Source organism: Xanthobacter sp. YC-JY1 (genome assembly GCF_021730305.1).
GTDB lineage: Bacteria > Pseudomonadota > Alphaproteobacteria > Rhizobiales > Xanthobacteraceae > Xanthobacter > Xanthobacter flavus.
Genome location: NZ_CP032674.1, coordinates 236,479 through 255,875, shown reverse-complemented (window position 1 = coordinate 255,875; position 19,397 = coordinate 236,479). Strand labels below are relative to the sequence as shown.

Genomic DNA, 19,397 nt, shown 5'->3' with positions numbered 1-19,397 from the left:
TCGGTCGGCAAATCGGGGTCAGAGCCCGGCTCCGGGCTTCGGCAAATCGTCGAGGCCGGGCATGGAGGGCAGGCCGAGGCCGCTGGCGGGAGCATCGAGGCTGTCGAGCTGGCGCTGGGCGGCGGCGGGATCGGCTGTGGGGGCCGACGACTTGTAGTGCATCACCATTCCGGGGAAGGCGGCGATGAGGCCGACCATCACCAGCTGGATCACCACGAAGGGGATGGCGCCCCAGTAGATCTGCGCCGAGGTCACCGGCTCCATGCGCTTGCCGGTGAGGCGGTCGAGATAGGCAGTCTTCGGCGCCACCGAGCGCAAATAGAAGAGGGCGAAGCCGAAGGGAGGGTGCATGAAGGAGGTCTGCATGTTCACCCCCAGCATCACCCCGAGCCAGATGAGGTCGATGCCGAGCTTGTCCGCCGCCGGCGCCAGCAGGGGCACTACGATAAAGGCGAGCTCGAAGAAATCGAGGAAGAAGGCGAGGACGAAGATCAGCGCGTTGATGAACAGCAGGAAGCCCATCTGCCCGCCCGGCAGGCTGGTGAGCAGGTGCTCCACCCACAGATGGCCGTTGATGCCGTAGAAGGTGAGCGAGAACACACGCGCGCCGACCACGATGAAGATGGCGAAGGCGGAGAGCTTGGCCGTCGTCTGCGTCGCCTGGGTGAGGATGGAGAGCGAAAAGCGCGCGGGGTTCTTCTCCAGACGGCGCTTCAGCGCGGCAAGCACCATGGCGCCCACCGCACCCATGGCGCCGCCCTCCGTCGGCGTCGCCACGCCGAGGAAGATGGTGCCGAGCACCAGGAAGATGAGCAGGAGCGGCGGCACCATCACGAAGGTGACGCGCTCGGCCATGCGCGAGACCAGCGGCATGCCGGTGAAGCGCTCGACGCCGCCGGCGATGAAGGCGTAGAGCGCACCGGCGGCGACGATGTCCGCCATCAGCCCCGCCGTCGGATGTCCGCTCTCGCGCAGCATCACATAGGCGCCGGCGAAGGCTGCGGTGAGGACGGCGGAGAGCACCAGCCGGCGCGCACCGAGGAAGCGGTTGAGCAGGGCACTGACGAGGGCCACCACCACCGCCACGCAGATGGCGAGGATCGCATAGTCCGCGCCCGCCTTGATGCCGGTGTCGCGCATCACCACCGTGGCGACGGCGGCCGAATAGGCGACCAGAACGCCGAGCTGCCACACGCCGCGCGCCCCGGACGGCTCGCAGCAGGTGAGCGCCTCCCGCGGCAGGCCGGGGGCCGACTTGGGCGACACGATCGTCACCACGAACACGAACAGCGCGTAGAGGCCGGAGAGCACGAGCCCGGGCAGGAAGGCCCCCTCATACATGTCGCCCACCGAGCGGCCGAGCTGGTCGGCCATCACGATCAACACGAGGGAGGGCGGGATGATCTGCGCAAGCGTGCCGGAGGCGGCGATGACGCCGGAGGCGAGGCGCCGATCGTAGCCGTAGCGCAGCATGATGGGCAGCGAGATGAGCCCCATGGAGATCACCGAGGCAGCCACCACGCCCGTGGTCGCGGCGAGGAGCGCGCCAACGAAAATCACCGCATAGGCAAGGCCGCCGCGCACCGTGCCGAACAATTGGCCGATGGTCTCCAGCAGGTCTTCCGCCATGCCGGAGCGTTCCAGCACCAGCCCCATGAACGTGAAGAAGGGGATGGCGAGCAGCACCTCGTTGGCCATGGTGCCGAACACCCGCTCCGGCAGCGCCTGGAGGAGCGGCCAGGACAAGGTAATCGCATCCGGCGCGTAAGGCGAAAGCTCGACGGCAATGAAGAAGAACAGCAGCCCGTTGGCGGCCAGCGCGAAGGCGACGGGATAGCCCAGCAGCATGAATACGACCAGCGTCGCAAACATGATGGGGGCGAGGTTATGGGCAATGAACTCGATCATCGGGGCGGCCTCGGGCGGGGCGGGCGAAAGGTGGTGGCGTGTCGGGTGGCGGCCTCAGGGCCTCATGCCGCCTTCCGATATCCGCGGGTCCACCTTGGCGAGTTCATGAAGGATGCGCTCCGCCTCGGCCTCGTGCAGGTCCGCCCCGGCCGCCTCGGCGAGGTCGCCGCGCATGATGGCGATGCGCTTGATGAGTTCGCTCACGCCCTGCAGCAGCAAGAGCACAAAGCCGATGAGGATCAGCGCCTTGGCCGGCCACAGGATGAGCCCGCCGGCATTGGTGGAGGTCTCGCCCGACTTCAGCGAGTCGAACACGAACGGCACCGAGAGCCACACCATCAGCGTGGAGAACACCATCAGGAACAGGACGATGCAGACGATCTCGATGATGTTGGTCACCCGCCGGCTGAGGCGCGAGGCCACGATATCGATGCGGATGTGCTCGTTGAGCTGGAGCGTCCACGGCGCGCAAAGCATGAAGACTGCGCCGAACAGGTACCATTGCAGTTCCAGCCAGGCATTGGACGACACGCCGAACATCTTGCGGACCACCGCATTGGCCGCCGAGACGAGGATGGCGACGAAGATGGCCCAGCAGGCCACCCGGCCGACGAAAACATTGAGCGCGTCGATGGAGCGCGACAAGGACAATAGAGCTTTCATGCCTCTACTCCCGGGGCAGGGGGACGTGAGTGGCGATTAATTTTATAACTGGAACAAGAACTATTCTAATCTAAGCGACGTCAGACAGATACTTTGGGTGCGTGGCCTCGAAGCGATCGAGGGCCATGCAGTTCTCGTAAATGCCCATCACCAGCGGATAGGGCGTCACGTCGCAATTGAAGCGCTGGGCGTTGAACACCTGCGGCACGAGGCAGATGTCCGCCATGCCGGGCGCATCCCCCAGCACGAACCGGCCGCCAAGGCCCCGCGTCGCGAGCGTCGCCTCGAGGCTGCGGAAGCCTTCCGCGATCCAGTGGGCGTACCAGGCGTTGCGCGCGGCCTCGTCATGGCCGAGCCGGTCGAGATGCTTGAGCACACGCACATTGTTGAGCGGATGGATGTCGCAGCAGATGGCCTGGCTGAAGGCGCGGACATAGGCCCGCTCGATGGGATCCTTCGGCAGCAGCGCAGGCTCGGGCTGCGTCTCCTCCAGATATTCCATGATGGCGAGCGACTGGGTGAGCACCAGCGCGCCATCCACCAGAGCCGGCACCAGCCCCTGCGGATTGAGGCGCACGAAGGCGTCGGCCTTGTGCTCCATCTTCGGCAGGCTGACGGCGCGCGGCGTCGCGGACAGCCCCTTGAAGGCGAGCGCGATGCGCACCCTGTAGGACGCGGACGACCGGAAGAAACCGTAGAGTTCCATCTGCGCACTCTGGAAGTTTTGTTTTTTCTTCACACGCAAGGAACGGCGACGGCGCGGAGCCATCGCCGGAGAGAGGGCGGCACAAAGCCGCCCGGAAACGTCAGCCGGCGGCCTTGGCCAGGATTTCGTCAGGCGTGGACGACACGACCTTGGCGTAGCGCGGCACGAACTTGCCGCCGACGATGTGGCGGATGAAGGAGGGCTTGATCTCCTCGGCCAGGATCTTGCGGATCTTGGCGTGCTCCTCGATGTCCTTCCACTCGGCGATCAGATAGAAGCGCAGCGGATTTTCTTCATCACGAAGCAGAACGCCGTCCTTCACCTGCGCCCACGACTTGTGCATGGGGTTTCCATCCGAATAGTCGAAGTCCTCGAACTCGCGGATGAACTCTTCCTCCACACCGGGATTGATGGTGAAGTCGTAGATGTGAAGGTAGTTGCCCTTGGTGGCAAGCGGCTCCTGAGCCATTCCTGTCTCCCTTCTTCGTCTGGAGACGGCAAGCCCGACCGCAACGCGACCGACGACGCCTGCTCCAGCGACGCCCGCCTGCGGCGGACTCCATTAATAGGAGTACACTGATTAATTCGGCCGTCAATGCGCCACATCAGAATTCCGCAAAATGGCGTCGATATGGGCTGAATGCTGGCAAATCGCGCAGATTCGTGCCGCCTCGCTGATCGGCGAAAATCCATAAAGGATGTAACACTGATTAATTATGCACGTTTCGATGGTGCAGCGCAGCGCGCAGATCAGGCCGCAGCGTGCCCGTCGGATCCGCGGCAAAGCGCGGCGGAGATGAGCTTTCGGGGTAAGGTACTTGCAGCCCGGCATGGATGCCCGGCACAGGGCACGCCGGGCGGCCTCAGACGGCCTTCGCCGCCTGCTCCTCCTCGAGCGCGGGCAGCTCGATGGTGAAGACCGCGCCGCCCTCACCATTTTCCACGCCGAGCGAGCCGCCATGGTCGCGGATGATGCCGAAGCTCACGGAAAGGCCGAGCCCCGTGCCCTTGCCGGGCGGCTTTGTGGTGAAGAATGGCTGGAAGATGCGCTCCCGCACGTCGTCGGGGATGCCGCCGCCATTGTCTTCCACGCGGATGCGCAGCACCCGGCCCGCCTTGCCGGGCTCGGAGCCGACGGTGAGGTGGATGAGGCCGGGGAAGTCCTTGCCGGTGCGGGCGCGGCGCTCGACGATGGCATCGCGGGCATTCTGGATCAGGTTGATGATGACCTGTTCCAGCTGGTCCTGCCGGCACAGCACCTGCGGGATGTCCGGCCCCTGCGTGGTCCGGACCTCGACATTGTCGAGGCGCAGATGCGCCCCCACCACCTGCAGCGCGCCCTCGACCGCATCGATCGGCCGGGAGGGCTGGAGGTGCTCATCGCTCTTGCGGCCGAAGATGCGCATATGGTCGATGATGCGGCTCATGCGGACGGTCTGCTGCACGATGCGGTCGAGCTTGGAGACGAGATGCTCCGGCGGCAGCCCCATCTTCATGCCGGTGAGCGCGTTGGACGCGGCAAGGCGGATGACGCCGAGCGGCTGGTTGATCTCGTGGGCGAGCCCCGTCGCCACCTCGCCCAGCGAGGCGAGCTTGGACATCTGGTAGAGCTTGTGCTCCTCCATCCGCCGCTGGGTCTGGTCGACCGCAACGACCACCACCTCCTGGCTACCGGAGCCACCCCTGTCCATGCCCTGCAGGGGTGCAACGACGATCTCGGCCTCGACATCGGTCTCGCCGTCCGAGAGATGCTCGTTGATGTGGCGGGGCTCGCTCAGGTCTTCAACGAGGTTGCGGAAGCGTCGGCTGCCCAAATAGTTGCGCATGAGGCACCCGAGCGCGCCATCGGGCGGCGAGCCGATCTCGGTGGCGCCGTCCGGGGTGACATGCATCACCGAGACACCGGGCACCCGGCTGATGGCATCGAGAACGTTGGCTTCGCGCAGTCGGGCGAGCGCCTGTACCTCCTGCGCCTCCAGCCGCTTCTGCAGGTTCAGGTAACTGCCGCCCACCGCGACCATCACCAGGAGGGCGATGGAGAGGCCGGCCGCCGTGCTCCAGATCGCCGCCTTGAAGTCCGCCGTCTGGCCACGGACAAAATCGGTGGAATAGGCGACGGAGACGAGGATCGGATACTTTCCGGATCGCACGGTGTAGCCAACCCGTTCCACGCCGTCGATGGTGCTCGCCTGATGATAGGTTCCGCCACCATTCTGCATGGCGGCGATGAAGGCCGCGGATTTGGAGATGTCGTCGCCGAAGCTGGTCTTGCTGGTGGCGCGGGCGCGGGCGATGCCGTCCGTGCCCATCAGGGCAATCAGCTCGCCCTCCTCGGTGCGCAGTTGCTTGTAGAAGTCGATGAAGTCGCTGATGGCATAGGAGGCGACCACCACACCGGCGAACTGGCCCTGGGCGTCGCTCAGCGGCCGGGTGAGCTGGATGGTCCATTTCTTGGAGACGCGACCGAGCACGGGCTTGCTGATGAAGAGCTGTCCCTTCGCCGGGTCCTTGCCCATGTGCACGCGGATATGCTCGCGATCGGAGAGATCCACCTTCTCCGGCCCGGGCGGAGCAAGGCTGGTCGCGACCATGACCCCGTTCTTGTCCGTGACGGCGAGCTGGACCAGCGAGGCCGGGACGTTGAAATCCTTCAGTTGCTCGTAGATCTGGTAGGGTGCGGCGGTGGTGTCGTGGCCGCTGGCGAAATTCTGCAGCAGGGCGTCGATGGGCTCCACCGCCTGCTCGAAACTGCGCATCAGCAACGTCGCCATGCGGTGCGCCGTGATCTCCGCCTTCTCCATCTCGGCCTGGCTGTGCAGTTGGAACAGCACCAGCGCCGCGACGAGCGGAATGACGCCGACGAGGAAGACGAGCCCCCCCAGCATCAGCGTGACGCGGTTGAAGCCCCGGCCGACCGGGCGCGAGAGGAGGTCAGGCGTTGGCATCGGCGACGCCTCCAAGCTCGACCAGCGCATCGCACAAGGCATCGAAGGCCAGCGGCTTCGGGAAACACTGCAACACGCCCACCTCCCGGGCCCGCGCCATGTCGGCCTCGGCGGCATGACCCGTCATCATCAGAAAGCGCAGATCGCGGGTGGGGAATCGCCCGAGCACCGTTTCAACCAGCGCGACGCCGTCCATGTCCGGCATCCGCATATCAGTGAGCACCACGCGGATATCGGGATCGTGGGCGAGCACGTCGAGCGCATCCGCCCCGCGCCCCACCGAGCGGGTGGACAAGCCGCGAAAGGCCAGCGCCTCGACAAGTTCGTCGAGATATTCCGGTTCGTCATCGACGATAAGAACGTGATTCATCTGCCGTCGGACCTGTTCGGACGGTATTGATTGGCGGTTATCGGAACTGCGCCGCACTCCACGCTTCGCCCGCCCCATCGTCAAGGCCAACTCATTCCGTTTTGGAGCGAAATCCGGACCAGTTGCCGCCTTGCATTGTGACAACCGGAGTGAAATATAAAAGACAAGAGCGGAACGCCTTGGGCAATCTAAAAGATTCAGGCGCCGCGAAAGAGGGATTCCATGTCGGCCGAACGCGATCCGGTCAATCATCGTGCCGGACGCGCGAAGCTTCGGCGGATCCTCATCCTCGACGATGACGACGCCTTCCGGGAAGACTTAGCCGAATACCTCACATTCGCCGGTCACAAAGTGGATCATACCTCCCACCCGGAGACTGTGACCCCGGCCCTCATGTGCCAGATCGACCTTCTCCTGCTGGATCTGAACATGCCGGGCATCGATGGCGTGGACGTGCTGCGCAATCTCTGTCGCTGCGTGCTGAGCCCTCAAGTGGTCCTCATCAGCGGAAGTGACGTAGATGTGATTGCGGCCGCCGCGGAGGCCGGGCGCATGAGCAACATCCGTGTCCTTGGCACGCTGCACAAGCCGTTCGATCCCGAAGAGCTGCTGACTCTCATCGGGGGTGATGCGGCCCAGGAGTTCGATCGCGGCACCCCCGGCGGCGCGCCGTCTGAGGCGCAGGTGATCGCCTCGGTGGAAGCTTCCCTTGCAGCCGACACCGTCCCGGTGATGTTCCAGCCCAAGTGCCACCCGGACCACCGCACCTTCGCGGGAGCCGAGGCGCTGCTCGGCGACGTGTGGCCCGGCCTCGGCCGGATATCGCCATCTGCCGTGATCGCGGCCGCAAGCGTGAATCAGGATCTGATGCGACGGCTCACGCTCCGCGTGGTCGAGACCGCCGCGCGAGGCGCCGCGGCATGGCAGGCGGCCGGCCTTCGCGGCCCCGTCAGCATCAACATGCCCATCGACGTTCTGACCGAGCGCCAGGCCGCCAGCCTTCTCGCCACCACGGTTCGCAATGCCGGGCTCTCCCCCGCCGACGTCATTCTGGAGCTGACCGAGGACGCGCTCTATGGCTCCTCCAGCGATGCCATGATGGCGATCGCCCAGATGCGCCTGGCGGGATTTGGCATCGCCCTGGACGATGTGGGCCAGCGGCAGAGCGGGCTGCTCCAGCTGGCCCGCCTGCCCATCACCGAGCTGAAGGTCGACCGCGCGCTGATCGTGCAGTCCCGGGGCACGGAGAAGTCGCGCAGCATCCTTGAGGCGCTGATCCAGCTCGGCCATCGCCTCGGCCTGAAGGTGGTAGCCGAAGGCGTTGAGACCGAAGAGGATTTGTCACGGGTCAAGGCGATGGGGGCCGATCTGGTCCAAGGTTATCTGATATCGCGCAAACTTGCCCTTGCCGAACTGATCGCGATGTTCAAGGAATGGAACAAACCGGACACCACAACCGGGGACGTCAAGGCTGAGGAAGCCCAACGCGAGGACGCCAAGCCAGATAATGCGCAATGACAGCTCCAAGCAGGGCCTGGGCGAAGCGTCCATGGCCGAGCCGCAGGTGCTTCTGGTCGATGATGACCCCGACGTGCTGGAAGAGCTGCACGACGGCCTCTCGATGCTCGGCATCCCCTCCCTCACCGCCACCACGGCCGTGGAAGCGCTGGATCTCGTGCAGCGCAACGATCCCCTGAAGGTGATCGTCACCGATTTGCAGATGCCCCGCATCGACGGCATCGAGCTGCTGCAGAAGCTCTCGGTGCGGCGCCGCAAACACCCCATGGCCGCCATCGTCATCACCGGCCATGCCTCCCTCGACCGCGCCGTGGGCGCGCTGCGCCTCCAGGCGGTGGACTTCCTGCAGAAGCCGCTCGCCGCCGAGGAGGTGGCCCATGCCATCCACCGCGCGCTGGCCATCGTCGAGGACGAGGCGCTGGCCGCGAACGGTGAGGACGATCCACCCGCCACCATCGCCCGGCCCAATTACATGAAGGCGCTGGTCGCCGCCCGTGCTGACCGCGACGCCATCTTCCAGGCTGGCCTGTTCTCCGATCCCGCGTGGGAGATGATGCTCGACCTCGCGGTGGCCGAGGCGAGCGCCCGGCCCATCTCCGTCACCAGCCTGTGCATCGCCTCCGGCGCGCCCACCACCACGGCGCTGCGCCGCATCGACGATCTGGAGGAAGCGGAGCTGGTGAAGCGCGTGCCGGACGCCCGCGACCGGCGGCGCATTCTTGTGGTGCTGACCGAGCTGGGCCGCAGCCGCATGGAGGCCTTCGTGCAGCGCCAGGCCGACCGTTTCGGCATCAAGCTCGACTGACGCGCTTCCGCAAATGAAAAGGGCCGGTGTCTCGCGACACCGGCCCTTCTTTTTCGTGCCTTGGATCAGGCCGCCCGGAGGGTGGAGACGAAGCTCGTCACCTCGCGCTGGAGATCCTGGGACTGCTCGGAGAGGGCCGAGGACAGGCTCATGAGCTGGGTCGCGGCGGAGCCGGTCATGCCGGCGGCCTGGCCGACGCCCGACATGTTGCTCGTCACCTGCGTGGCGCCCTGGGCCGCACGGTGGGTGTTGGCGGCGATCTCGCTGGTGGCGGCCCGCTGCTCCTCCACCGCGCCGGCGATGATGGCGGTCAGGTCGCGCACATTGTTGATGGTGGTCACGATGCTCTGGATGGAGGTCACCGTGGCCGAGGTGGCGTGCTGGATCTCGCCGATCTTCATGGAGATCTCGTCGGTGGCCTTCGCCGTCTGGGCGGCGAGTTCCTTCACCTCGGAAGCGACCACCGCGAAGCCGCGGCCCGCATCACCCGCCCGCGCCGCCTCGATGGTGGCGTTGAGGGCGAGCAGGTTGGTCTGCTCCGCGATCTCCTTGATGAGGTTCAGCACCTGCCCGATGGACTGGGCCGCCTCGGAGAGCTGGCGGATGTTTTCGTTGGTGCGCTCGGCTTCCTCGGCCGCCGAGCGGGCGATGACCGCCGAGTTCGACACCTGGTCGCTCATCTCGCGGATGGAGGCGGACAGCTCCTCGGCGGAGGCGGCGACCGTCTGCACGTTGTCGGAGGCACCCTCGGCGGCGAGCGTCACCGACTGGGCCTGGCGGGAGGTCTCCTCCGCCGTGGCGGAGAGGTTGCGGGCGGCGTCGGCCACCTCGCCGGACGAGCCGGAGAAGCGCTCGGCGAGGGCACCCATGCGGCTCTGGAACGAGTTGGCGATGCTGGCCCGCTCGGCGACGAGCTGCTGCGCCATCTCCTCTTCCTTGCGCTTCTGCTCGACGCGCAGGCGCTCATTGTCGGCGAGGCCGTCGCGGAACACCTCGAGGGTGCGGGCGATGTCGCCGATCTCGTTCTTCGTCTCGCGGTTCGGCACGTCGGTATCGAGGGCGCCGCCGGCGATCTTGCCCATGGCGGCGGTGACACGATTGAGCGGGCGGGTGATGCCGATGACGATGAAGGCCACCGCGGCAAGACCGAGCGCGAACTGCACGCCGATCGACACGAGAAGGACGAAGCGCGCCTCATTGTAATCCGCGACGGATGCAGCAGCGGCCGCCTCGGCAGAGCGGTCGTTGAGTTCGACGTTCTTGTCGAGGCCCGTTATGACCGAATCGAACAATGCAAGGGTCTTGCTCGCCAGATCGACGGCCTCTTCCGTCATGCCGGACTGATGCTTGCCGAGGAATTCCGACTGAGCCTGCGTGTAGTCAGCCCAATGCACCATCACCGAGTTCCAGAGGTTGCGCTCCTCCTGGCTGGAAATGAGCTTCTCATAATTGGTCATCGCCTTGCCGTTCTCGGCGAGGAGGCGTGTCATACGCGATTGCAGCGCGGCGCTTTCCTTCGGATCAGACACCAGAAGCATGCGCATGGCTGCGACGCGAACTCGGGTCATCGTATACTTGACCTCGCCCACGGCACGCACGCTCGGAAGCCAGTTGGTGGTGATTTCCGTCGTATTGTCGTTGAGGTGGCTGAGCTTGATCAGGGCGAGGGCTCCCTGTCCGGCCGCCAGAGCGACCAGGACAAGATATAGGCCGATCAATGTACTCTTGACGGTCAGACGCATTTTTGTCTCCCCAATAAGGGCTGTTTTGAACTTGTCTCGTCTTTGATAGACAAAGATCCGGCCCGTCTTAGCTGTTCAAGCTGGGTTGTAGCTTGCGGCCCCAGGGAGTTGTTCAGCTCATCAGCCGACGTACTGGTATCCGAGATAGCGGCGGGCATCGATCACGTCGCGGCCGAGCTTCAGGCGCAGCTTCTTGCGCAGCTTGCTCATGTGACCCTCGACCACGCTCTCGTCCACGTCCTCGTTGAAGATGCCGTAGATGGTGTTGAAGATCTGGGTCTTGGTGACCCGGCGCTTCGAGTTCTTCACCAGATATTCGAGGATGTGCCGCTCGCGGCGCGGCAGGGCCAGCGGCTCGCCATCCACTTCCGGGTCGCGGCCATCGAAGAACACGCGCAGGCGCTCGTCGAGCGGCATCTGGATGTCGCCCGAGCGCACCCGCCGCCACACCGCATCGGCGCGGGCCACGATCTCACGCACATGGACGGGCTTGCGCACCACGTCGTCAATGCCGGCGGTGAAGAGTTCCAGCGTCTGGGTGAGGGACTTCACGTCCTCCAGCGCGATGATGGGGGCCTGGCTGTGGGAGCGGATGAGGTCGGGATAGGTGATCCGCGCGTCGGATTCCCCGATCAGGAAGCTTTCGACCGCGCCGAGGTCCTGATCCGAGGTGGTCTCAATCCAGTCCCGAAACTCGCTGCCCGAGAAGCTCTGCGAAGAAAATCCTTCACGAGAGAAGGCCGACACATAGCTTTCAGCAACAGACGCACGCTCATCAACGACCACATACATGATACCCTCCATCATGTCACAGCATTTCCGCGCGGTCGGCGTCGATGTCTTAATGACTTATTGACGGGCCGAACGACACAAAATCCCTATGACGAGGCGGGAGAGCGAGCAATCTGAAGAGGAACGGGTTTGGAAGCGAATTGATTGCCAGATCGGAGTGGTCGCGGCCTCGCCACCCTACGAAAGACGAAAGCCGGCGGCGGATTCTGCATCCGCGGCGCCGGCTCTGGAGTTTTGAGGGCATTCTCGCTCCGGATTGGCTCCGATCCGGAACGATCCCCGCCGCGGGCTGGGCGCGGGCGGCCGGCGAAAGCTCGTGCTACCGCCGGGCGGCGACGATCGTCGAGGGCGCGCGGGTGTGGACGTAGGTGCCGCGATGGTCCGGCAGCGGACGGAAGGCATCGCAGATGCCGATCGCCGTCTCCGCCCCGCCGAGCTGGAGGAAGCCGTCGGGCGCGAGCTGGCGCGACATGCGCAGCAGGATGTCGGCCTTGGTGGGCACGTCGAAATAGATCAGCACGTTCCGGCACATGATGAGATCGAAGGTGCCGAGCCCGCCGAAGGGTTCGAGGAGGTTGAACTTGCGATACTCGACGACGGACTTGAGCTGCGGGATGACCTCCCACCAGTCGCCCGACTTCACGAAATACTTGAGCAGCTGCTGCACCGAGAGGCCGCGCTGCACCTCGAACTGGTTGTAGCGGCCGGCGCGGGCCCGCTCCAGCACGTCGCTTGAGATATCCGTGCCGAGGATCTGCACCCGCCGCCCGCCGGTCAGCTCCGGCCGCTCCGCCAGCAGCATGGCAATGGAATAGGGCTCCTGTCCCGTGGAGGCGGCGGCGCACCAGATGCGCAGCGTGTGGGTCTTCAGCCGCGCCGCGCACAGGGCCGGCAACAGCGAGCGAGCCATGTCCTCGAACGGCACCTTGTCGCGGAAGAACAAGGACTCATTCGTGGTCATCGCCTCCACCACCGCCTCCGCGATGATGGGCGCCTCGTTGCTCTTCAGGATTTCCGCCAAGCGCGCGAAGTCAGGAATCGCGAAGCGGTTGAGCAACGGGATGAGGCGACTTTCCAGGAGATAGTGCTTGTCGTCGGTGAGGATGAGCCCCGACTTCTCTTTCAGGAACCGGGCGAAGAACTCGTAGTCCGCGGGGCGGATCATCCGCGCCTCCTGGCAAGCATGGCGATGACCTTGGGACCGATGGCCTGGAGGGGGAGCACCTCGCTGGCGTTCCCTGCGCTGGCGGTGGCGCCGGGCATGCCCCAGACCACGCTCGTCTCCTCGTCCTGCACGATGACGCTGCCGCCCGCATCGGCGATGATACCGGCCCCGCGCGCGCCGTCGCTGCCCATGCCGGTGAGCACGAGGGCCAGCGCGTTGCGGCGGTAGATCTGCGCCACGGTGTCGAACATGGGGTCCACCGCCGGCTTGCAGAAATTCACCGCCGGCCCGTCGGACAGGCGGATGAGGGTGCGCGGCCCGTCGCGCTCCAGCAGCATGTGCTTGCCGCCGGGGGCGATGTAGATGCGCCCGGCGCGCAGCGCCTCGCCATCCTGCCCCTCCGCCGCCTGCCGCCCCGCGGCGCGGGTGACATGCTCGGCGAGGAGCGCGGTGAAGGTGGGCGGCATATGCTGGGTGATGACCACAGGGATGCGGTCGATATAGGGCCCGAGCACCGCGAACAGGCGCGTCAGCGCCTGCGGCCCTCCGGTGGAGCTGCCCACGGCGATCAGCGAGACGTCGGACACGGAATAGGGTCGCAAGCGGATCGGCCCCCTCGGCTGGCTGGGCAATGCCGCCGCCTGCGGCTGGGCGGTGGGCGGCGGCGCGAGCGGGGCGCGGCCCGCCTGCCGCAGCACCTTCAGGCCGAGGCTGCGGACCTTCTCCATCAGCTCGCGCTTGAAGTCGTCGGTGGCAAACGTGCCCTTAGTGGCGTCGGGCTTCGGCAGATAGTCCGCGGCGCCCAGCGTGAGCGCCTTGAGGCTCACCTCGGCGCCGCGTCGGGAGAGCGCCGAGGCGACGATGACGGTGGTGTTGCGGCGCTGCTTCAGGATCAGCGGCAGGGCGGTGAGGCCGTCCATCTCCGGCATTTCAAGGTCAAGAATGACCACGTCGGGCTGCACCCGATCGAGATCGCCGAGCGCCGCCTTCCCGTTGGAAAAGGTGCCGACAAGCTCGAAGGCGGGGTCTTCCGACAACCAGCGCGAGACGATGCCGCGCACGAACACGCTGTCGTCCACCACCATCACGCGGATGGCGGAGCCGAGCGCGGACGTCGCCGGCGGGGAGATCGATTGCGGCATCAGTCCACCCTGTCCAGGAGGCCGACGGCCTCGAGCTTCTCGCGCAGGATTTCGGAATCGAAGGGCTTCATGATGTATTCGTCCGCGCCAAGAGAGACGGCGCGGGCGATGTGCTCCATGTCGTTCTTGGCGGTGCAGAAGATGACCTTCGGCGCACGCCCGGCCTCGCTCGACCTGAGCTGTTCGAGCACGGCGAGGCCATCCGTCACCGGCATGGACCAGTCGAGCAGGATGGCGTCCGGCATGGCGCGGGCGCACATCTCCAGCGCCGGGGCGCCGTCTGCCGCCTCCTCCACGCAGAAGCCGAGATCTTCGAGGATGCCGCGGGCAACCTTGCGGACGACGCTGGAGTCGTCCACCACGAGACAGGTCTTCATTCAAAGCTCCGCGCGTTTGCCGGCATCCTGGCGGGCGACGGCCGAGCCGGCCCGATCGAGCACCAGGTCCACATTGAGGATCAGCATCAGATCGCCGGAGAGGCGATGGACGCCGGCGGCCACCTGCGCCCAGCGCGGGTCGAGGTTGGCCGGGTTGGCTTCGCGGCGGGCCGCATCGAGGGAGAGCACCTCGCCCACCTCGTCGATGATGAGGCCGAAGGCCTCGCCGTGGTGCTCGATGCCCACTGCCATGGGCGCGCCTTCCGCGTCGGGCAGCGACAGCAGGCGCCGCATGGCCACCATGGTGACGATGCGTCCCCGCAGGTTCAGCACGCCGGCGATCTCGCCGGGGGCGAGCGGCACGCGGGTGATGGCCTCCGGCACGAACACCTCGTGCACCAGCGCGATGGGCAGGCCGAACAGCTGCGGCCCGATGCGTACCGTGACGTACTGGACGACGTCGTGCGCGGCAGTCGGCGCTGCCTCGTGGGTCAGGGGCGTATGGGCGTTCATGCGGCAATTCCCTGTCGGCCGGTGAATTCCTTCAGCGCGGCGATGAGGCCGGAGCGATCGAACTTGGCAACGCAGTCGGTGAAGCCGACGGCGCGGCCCCGCTCCAGCGCATCGCGGTCCTGCGCGGTGGCGAGCGCGATGATCGGCACCTCGCGGATGCGCGGGTCGCCACGCACGGCGGCGGCGAGGGCGAAGCCGTCCATGTCGGGCAGGTCCACGTCGCTGACGATGGCGTCGAAGCCGTCCTCCGTGCCGAGCCGCGCCAGCGCCTCGCCGCCGGAGGCACAGGCCGTGACCTCGTAACCGTTGCCGTTGAGCATGGGCGCCAAGAGGTCGCGGTGGAACGGGCTCTCGTCCACCAGGAGCAGGCGCGGCCGCTCGGACGAGCGCACCAGATGGCGGAAGCGCTCGCCGAAGGCCACCTGGACGTAGAAGGCGACGTCGAGGATCTCAGTGGCCTGCCCCGACAGCACCGCCGCGCCGAGCACCTCGGGCATGTTGGACGGCGACAGCTCCATGTCGAGCTCGGCCTCCACGATGTCGACGATCTCGTCCACCACGAGGCCCATGACCCGCCCGCCATCGGCGAACACCAGCATGGGCTGGGTGCCGGCGGCCACGCGCTGGACCTCCTCGTTGGCGTAGAGCACCGGGATCAGCGCGCCGCGATACTGCAGCACCGGGTAGCCGTTGACGCGCTCGATGCGCGCCACCTCAAGCTCCTCGATGCGGGTGACGAGGCCGAGCGGCACCGCCTTGAGATCGCGCGAGCCGGCGCGGAACAGGAGCAGGGACGAGCGCTTCTGGCTGGCGCGCGACTGCCGGCCGGCGCCGTGATGGCTGACCTCCTCGGCAGCGCCGCCGCGCGCCGCCGCATGCTGGGCCAAGCCCGCGGGATCGAGGATCATGATGACCCGCCCGTCGCCGAGAATGGTGCTGCCGGAGACCATGGGCAGCTGGCGCAGGGCCGAGGCCATGGGCTTCACCACGATTTCCTCGGTGTGGGACACCGCCTCGACCACCACGCCGAAGGTCTGGTGGCCCACCTTCATCACCACGATGAGCGCCCGCTCCCACAGCGCCTCGTCGCGCCCGTCGCGCTCCGGCGAGAGGCCGAGCAGGGCGCCGAGGCTGACGATGGGCAGGAGACGATCGCGCAGGCCGAGCACGGGGGAGTTGTTCAGCCAGGTGATCTCGTGGTCCGAGCCCGCCTGCACCCGCACCAGTTCCTCCACCGCGCTCTGCGGCAGGGCAAAGCGCTCGCCGGCGGCGCGCACGATGAGGGCGGGGACGATGGCGAGCGTCAGCGGGATCTTGATGACGAAGGTGGAGCCCTCGCCCTGCCGCGAGCGCACATCGACGGTGCCGCCGATGGATTCGAGGTTGGAGCGCACCACGTCCATGCCGACGCCGCGGCCGGAGACATTGGTCACCTTCTGCGCGGTGGAAAAGCCGGCGTGGAAGATGAAGCGGAACACTTGAGAGTCCGGCATCTTCGCCAGTTCGGCCTCGGTGGCGAGGCCATTCTCCAGCGCCTTCTGCTTGATCCGCGCGACGTCGAGGCCGCGGCCATTGTCGGAAATCTCCACGATGACATGGCCGCCCTCGTGATAGGCGGAGAGGCGGATGAGGCCGCGCTCGGACTTGCCCGCGGCGCGGCGCTGCTCGGGCATCTCCAGGCCGTGGTCGGCGGAGTTGCGGACCATGTGGGTGAGCGGGTCCTTGATCTGGTCCAGCACCTGCCGGTCCAGTTCCGTGTCGGCGCCCACCTGCTCCAGCTCGATCTGCTTGCCCAGCTCCTGCGCGAGGTCACGCACGATGCGCGGCAGCTTCTGCCAGGCGTTGCCGATGGGCTGCATGCGCGTGCGCATCACCGCTTCCTGCAGCTCGCCCGTGACATTGGACAGGCGCTGCAGGGAGACCTTGTATTCCGGCTCGTCGTGGCGACGGGCGATCTCCATCAGCTGGTTGCGGGTCAGCACCAGCTCGGACACCATGGTCATCAGCTGTTCCAGCACCCCCACATGGACGCGGATGGACTGGGCGGCGACGCCATGGGCCTCGCCGGCCTGAGCCGCGGCGTGGGTGGCATCGGCGTCGGCCTTGGGCATGGCCGGTGCCGGCTTGGGCGGTGCGGCCGGGGCGGCGGGCGCGGGCGTGATCGGGTCCACCTTGGTCTCGCGGAAGATGCGATCCAGCTCGTCCAGCGGCAGCTCGCCGGGCAGCAGCGGGCGCTCCAGCGTCTGCGCCGGCTGGGGTGGCGGCGCCGGTGGGGGCGGAGCTGCGGGGGCGTCCACGGCCTCCGCCATGGCCTCAAGGAGGGAGATGAGATCGCGGTCCTCACCCTCGGGCTCGGAACCCTCGGTCTCCTCCACGTGCTGGAGCAGGAGCTTGATGCGATCGATGGTGGAAAGCACCAGCCCCACCGCATCGGTGGTGACGGGCCGGCCCTCGCGGAAGCGGTCCATCAGCGTCTCGGCGGCGTGCGCGAGGGAGGCGAGGCGCGGCAGGCCGATGAAGCCGCAGGTGCCCTTGATGGTGTGCACCAGGCGGAAGATGTTGTTCAGAATCTGCGCGTTGTTCGGGTCCTGCTCGAACTTCACGAGCTCCACGTCGGCGACGTCGAGGCTCTCGCTGGTCTCGGTCAGGAACTCGCGCAAGAGATCATCCATGATCCTGGCTCCGGGGCGATGCGGCGGGGCCGCGGCTGATGTGAGGGATGAGGCGCGGGGCGCGAAGGGCGAGGGTGAGGGCGCGCATGGTCAATGCCCGCCCTTGGCCGGCTTGGCATCGGCCTCGCCGTGGCCGGACTTGTCGCCGGACTTGTCGCCGGATTTGCCTGCCGGCTTCTCGCCCGAGGAACTCGCGACGTTGACGCCGATGCCGGTGCGCATGTCGGTCTTGTCAATATAATTGAGGGAATCCACGAGCACTTCACGGATCACCTCGCCCTTGAGATACGTATTGGTGCTGGACTTGATACGGCCCATCATCTCGGGAAGATTATACTTGGTGATCTTTCCGCTCTCGATGCGGCCATTCACATAGATCTCACTGAAGGCGGCGTTCACCGCGAACACGGTGGGCTCCATGGGCAGCTTGCGCAGCTCGGCCGCGTCGGCGGTGATGACGAACTTCGCCAGCACATAGCCCTGCAGCTTGCCGTCCACGATCATGGGCACGGTGATGGCGGGCAGGCGGCGATATTCGAGGCCGGCGAGATAGGGGTCCTCGCTCTTGCGCGGGGCGCCCGCGGCATACCAGGCCGCGGCGTAGCTGGAGCCGAGCCCCACGAGGCAGGCCCACACGCCGATGATGACGAAGCGGATCATGCGCCCGCTCCCGACCGCGCGGGGTGAGCCGAATAGGTGCCGTCCGACTCCGCCTCGGCCAGGGCCCGGTCGAGGATGGCGCCCACCTCTCGCGCGGCGGTGATGCGCAGGGCGATGACATACTGGTTGCGATCGAGCTTCGCCTTCAGCCGCGCCAGCCGTCCGGCGGTCGCCGCATCGAGGCGGTCCGGCAGGCCGCGGGCGACACGGCTCAGTTCCAGCAAGGCGCGGCTCTTGCGCCGGTTGATCTCCACGAGATCGAGGGCGCCGCGCTCCTCGAACGCGGCATTCTCCAGATCGATGGTCTCTTCCAGCCGGTCGAGGGCGCTGATGAGTGCGACGACCGCCGGCGGGCGGGCGAAATGCAGCGCACTGTCGAAGCTCATGCCGCACCTCCCTTCGCCCTGGCGAAGACGGCGGAGGATTGGCCGAGGCGCGCGGCGAGGCCGATGCCGCCGGCGCGGGCGGCCTCCTCGCCCACCTTCTGGGTCAGCAGCGATTTCCAGGTGTCGCCGGCCGTGCCGGCGCCGAACATGGACGACTTCGAGGTGGCGCCCTTGGCCGGCATCATGGTGTCGAGGAATTGGGAGAGCACCATGGCCTCGAACTTCTGCAGCGAGGCGGCGCCCGGCGTGCCGGCAAGCGGCGCGGCGCCGGTGGCACCGGCCGCGTGGTGCGGGCCGAGGGCGTGGGCATTCTTCAGCCCCGTGAGACTGGCGCCGGAAAAGGCGACCCCGGGCGGGATCAGCGCCGCAGCGGCGGCGGCCGCATCCTTGTCGCCTCGGGCGGTGGCCTTGTCCGCCCGCGCAATGGCTTTCGCCTCGGCCACCGTGTCCAGCTCGGTGCGGAAGGCACCGTCAGGGGCGGGCGCGAGCGACTGAAGCTTGCCCATCACCTGCCGTGCGCGGGCGGCATCGGCGGCCTGCATCACGTCGAAGACGAGGTCGGTCGGCGGTGAGATGCCCATGGTGCGGCTTCCATCGAGAACGGTTCGGACGCCACCCTGCCCCGCCATGCTTATGCGAGGCTTGCACGTCCGCTGGATACGAGGCTCGCCTCGGCGATCTCGTCGGTGGCGGTGCGCTCGGCTTCGGCGCGGGCGAGCCGTCCGGTGGTCTCGGCATGGCGCTCGGCGCGCTTCAGGGTGAAGCTTTCCGCCTTCACCTGACCGGCGGCGGCCACCTCGGCGGCGTGCGCCTGCTGGCGGGCGAGGGCGACGCGCTCGAGCCGCCGCGCCACGTTTTCCAGCATCAGCGGGGCGAACCGCCCGTCATCGAGGGCGGCCACAAGGTCCGCCGTTTCGCCATCGAGCCTCACCCCCTCGCGCACCGCCTCCGCATGGCGTGTCTCGGCGGCACGTTTCAGTTGCCGTTGCACGGCAACGAGGCGCTCGGCTTTGCGATGTCGCTCCTTGACCAT

At 66.9% G+C, this 19,397-nt stretch carries 19 protein-coding genes; 2 read left to right on the top strand and 17 right to left on the bottom strand.

Annotated features, from left to right (window positions below; translation table 11 throughout):
• Nucleotides 1-18 precede the first annotated feature (18 nt).
• From D7006_RS01270 to D7006_RS01245, 6 genes are all read right to left on the bottom strand, one after another.
• Entirely contained in the window at nucleotides 19-1,908 is a 1,890-nt protein-coding gene (locus tag D7006_RS01270) for a TRAP transporter large permease subunit (RefSeq protein ID WP_237355259.1), read from the bottom strand.
• 54 nt (nucleotides 1,909-1,962) lie between these two features.
• Complete coding sequence (locus tag D7006_RS01265; protein ID WP_237355258.1) at nucleotides 1,963-2,571, bottom strand: TRAP transporter small permease subunit; 609 nt, start codon at nucleotides 2,569-2,571, stop codon at nucleotides 1,963-1,965.
• A gap of 70 nt (nucleotides 2,572-2,641) precedes the next feature.
• A complete protein-coding gene (gene maiA / locus D7006_RS01260; RefSeq protein WP_237355257.1) occupies nucleotides 2,642-3,277 on the bottom strand; it encodes a maleylacetoacetate isomerase in 636 nt (211 codons plus the stop codon).
• 100 nt (nucleotides 3,278-3,377) lie between these two features.
• Complete coding sequence (locus D7006_RS01255) at nucleotides 3,378-3,746, bottom strand: hypothetical protein (RefSeq protein WP_024276908.1); 369 nt, start codon at nucleotides 3,744-3,746, stop codon at nucleotides 3,378-3,380.
• A 394-nt stretch (nucleotides 3,747-4,140) separates the two neighbouring features.
• A complete protein-coding gene (locus D7006_RS01250; RefSeq protein WP_237355256.1) occupies nucleotides 4,141-6,222 on the bottom strand; it encodes an ATP-binding protein in 2,082 nt (693 codons plus the stop codon).
• Nucleotides 6,209-6,592 carry a response regulator gene (locus D7006_RS01245; RefSeq protein WP_237355255.1) on the bottom strand — a complete coding sequence of 128 codons (384 nt, stop codon included), beginning with the start codon at nucleotides 6,590-6,592 and terminating at the stop codon, nucleotides 6,209-6,211. Before D7006_RS01245 ends, D7006_RS01250 begins: the two co-directional genes overlap by 14 nt.
• Before the next feature lie 222 nt (nucleotides 6,593-6,814).
• Here D7006_RS01245 and D7006_RS01240 point away from each other — a divergent pair, with 222 nt between their 5' ends.
• A complete protein-coding gene (locus D7006_RS01240; RefSeq protein WP_237355254.1) occupies nucleotides 6,815-8,110 on the top strand; it encodes an EAL domain-containing response regulator in 1,296 nt (431 codons plus the stop codon).
• The gene (locus tag D7006_RS01235; protein ID WP_237355253.1) at nucleotides 8,100-8,915 is read left to right on the top strand and encodes a response regulator; all 816 of its coding nucleotides are present in this window, start codon (nucleotides 8,100-8,102) and stop codon (nucleotides 8,913-8,915) included. The genes D7006_RS01240 and D7006_RS01235 overlap by 11 nt, the downstream gene beginning before the upstream one ends.
• Nucleotides 8,916-8,980: 65 nt before the next feature.
• On the opposite strand, the gene D7006_RS01230 is transcribed toward D7006_RS01235, so the two are convergent.
• The 11 genes from D7006_RS01230 to D7006_RS01180 form a co-directional block, all read right to left on the bottom strand.
• Nucleotides 8,981-10,657: a methyl-accepting chemotaxis protein gene (locus D7006_RS01230; RefSeq protein ID WP_237355252.1), complete on the bottom strand. Its 1,677-nt coding sequence runs from the start codon at nucleotides 10,655-10,657 to the stop codon at nucleotides 8,981-8,983.
• A 120-nt stretch (nucleotides 10,658-10,777) separates the two neighbouring features.
• On the bottom strand, nucleotides 10,778-11,449 hold the full coding sequence (locus D7006_RS01225; RefSeq protein WP_169124831.1) for a response regulator transcription factor: 672 nt from the start codon (nucleotides 11,447-11,449) through the stop codon (nucleotides 10,778-10,780).
• A 319-nt stretch (nucleotides 11,450-11,768) separates the two neighbouring features.
• Nucleotides 11,769-12,614, bottom strand: coding sequence for a protein-glutamate O-methyltransferase CheR (locus D7006_RS01220; RefSeq protein ID WP_169124832.1), 846 nt, complete (start codon nucleotides 12,612-12,614; stop codon nucleotides 11,769-11,771).
• The gene (locus D7006_RS01215; protein ID WP_210257952.1) at nucleotides 12,611-13,756 is read right to left on the bottom strand and encodes a chemotaxis response regulator protein-glutamate methylesterase; all 1,146 of its coding nucleotides are present in this window, start codon (nucleotides 13,754-13,756) and stop codon (nucleotides 12,611-12,613) included. Before D7006_RS01215 ends, D7006_RS01220 begins: the two co-directional genes overlap by 4 nt.
• Entirely contained in the window at nucleotides 13,756-14,133 is a 378-nt protein-coding gene (locus D7006_RS01210) for a response regulator (RefSeq protein ID WP_169124833.1), read from the bottom strand. Before D7006_RS01210 ends, D7006_RS01215 begins: the two co-directional genes overlap by 1 nt.
• Nucleotides 14,134-14,646 (bottom strand): chemotaxis protein CheW, encoded by a 513-nt coding sequence (locus D7006_RS01205; protein WP_169124834.1) that lies wholly within the window; start codon nucleotides 14,644-14,646, stop codon nucleotides 14,134-14,136.
• Nucleotides 14,643-17,318 carry a chemotaxis protein CheW gene (locus tag D7006_RS01200; protein WP_237355251.1) on the bottom strand — a complete coding sequence of 892 codons (2,676 nt, stop codon included), beginning with the start codon at nucleotides 17,316-17,318 and terminating at the stop codon, nucleotides 14,643-14,645. Before D7006_RS01200 ends, D7006_RS01205 begins: the two co-directional genes overlap by 4 nt.
• A 90-nt stretch (nucleotides 17,319-17,408) precedes the next feature.
• Nucleotides 17,409-17,978 (bottom strand): hypothetical protein, encoded by a 570-nt coding sequence (locus D7006_RS01195; RefSeq protein ID WP_237355250.1) that lies wholly within the window; start codon nucleotides 17,976-17,978, stop codon nucleotides 17,409-17,411.
• Nucleotides 17,975-18,364, bottom strand: a complete 390-nt coding sequence (locus D7006_RS01190) for a hypothetical protein (protein WP_237355249.1) — start codon at nucleotides 18,362-18,364, stop codon at nucleotides 17,975-17,977. Before D7006_RS01190 ends, D7006_RS01195 begins: the two co-directional genes overlap by 4 nt.
• Nucleotides 18,361-18,945, bottom strand: a complete 585-nt coding sequence (locus D7006_RS01185) for a rod-binding protein (RefSeq protein WP_237355248.1) — start codon at nucleotides 18,943-18,945, stop codon at nucleotides 18,361-18,363. The genes D7006_RS01190 and D7006_RS01185 overlap by 4 nt, the downstream gene beginning before the upstream one ends.
• Before the next feature lie 50 nt (nucleotides 18,946-18,995).
• The gene (locus tag D7006_RS01180; protein WP_237355247.1) at nucleotides 18,996-19,397 is read right to left on the bottom strand and encodes a hypothetical protein; all 402 of its coding nucleotides are present in this window, start codon (nucleotides 19,395-19,397) and stop codon (nucleotides 18,996-18,998) included.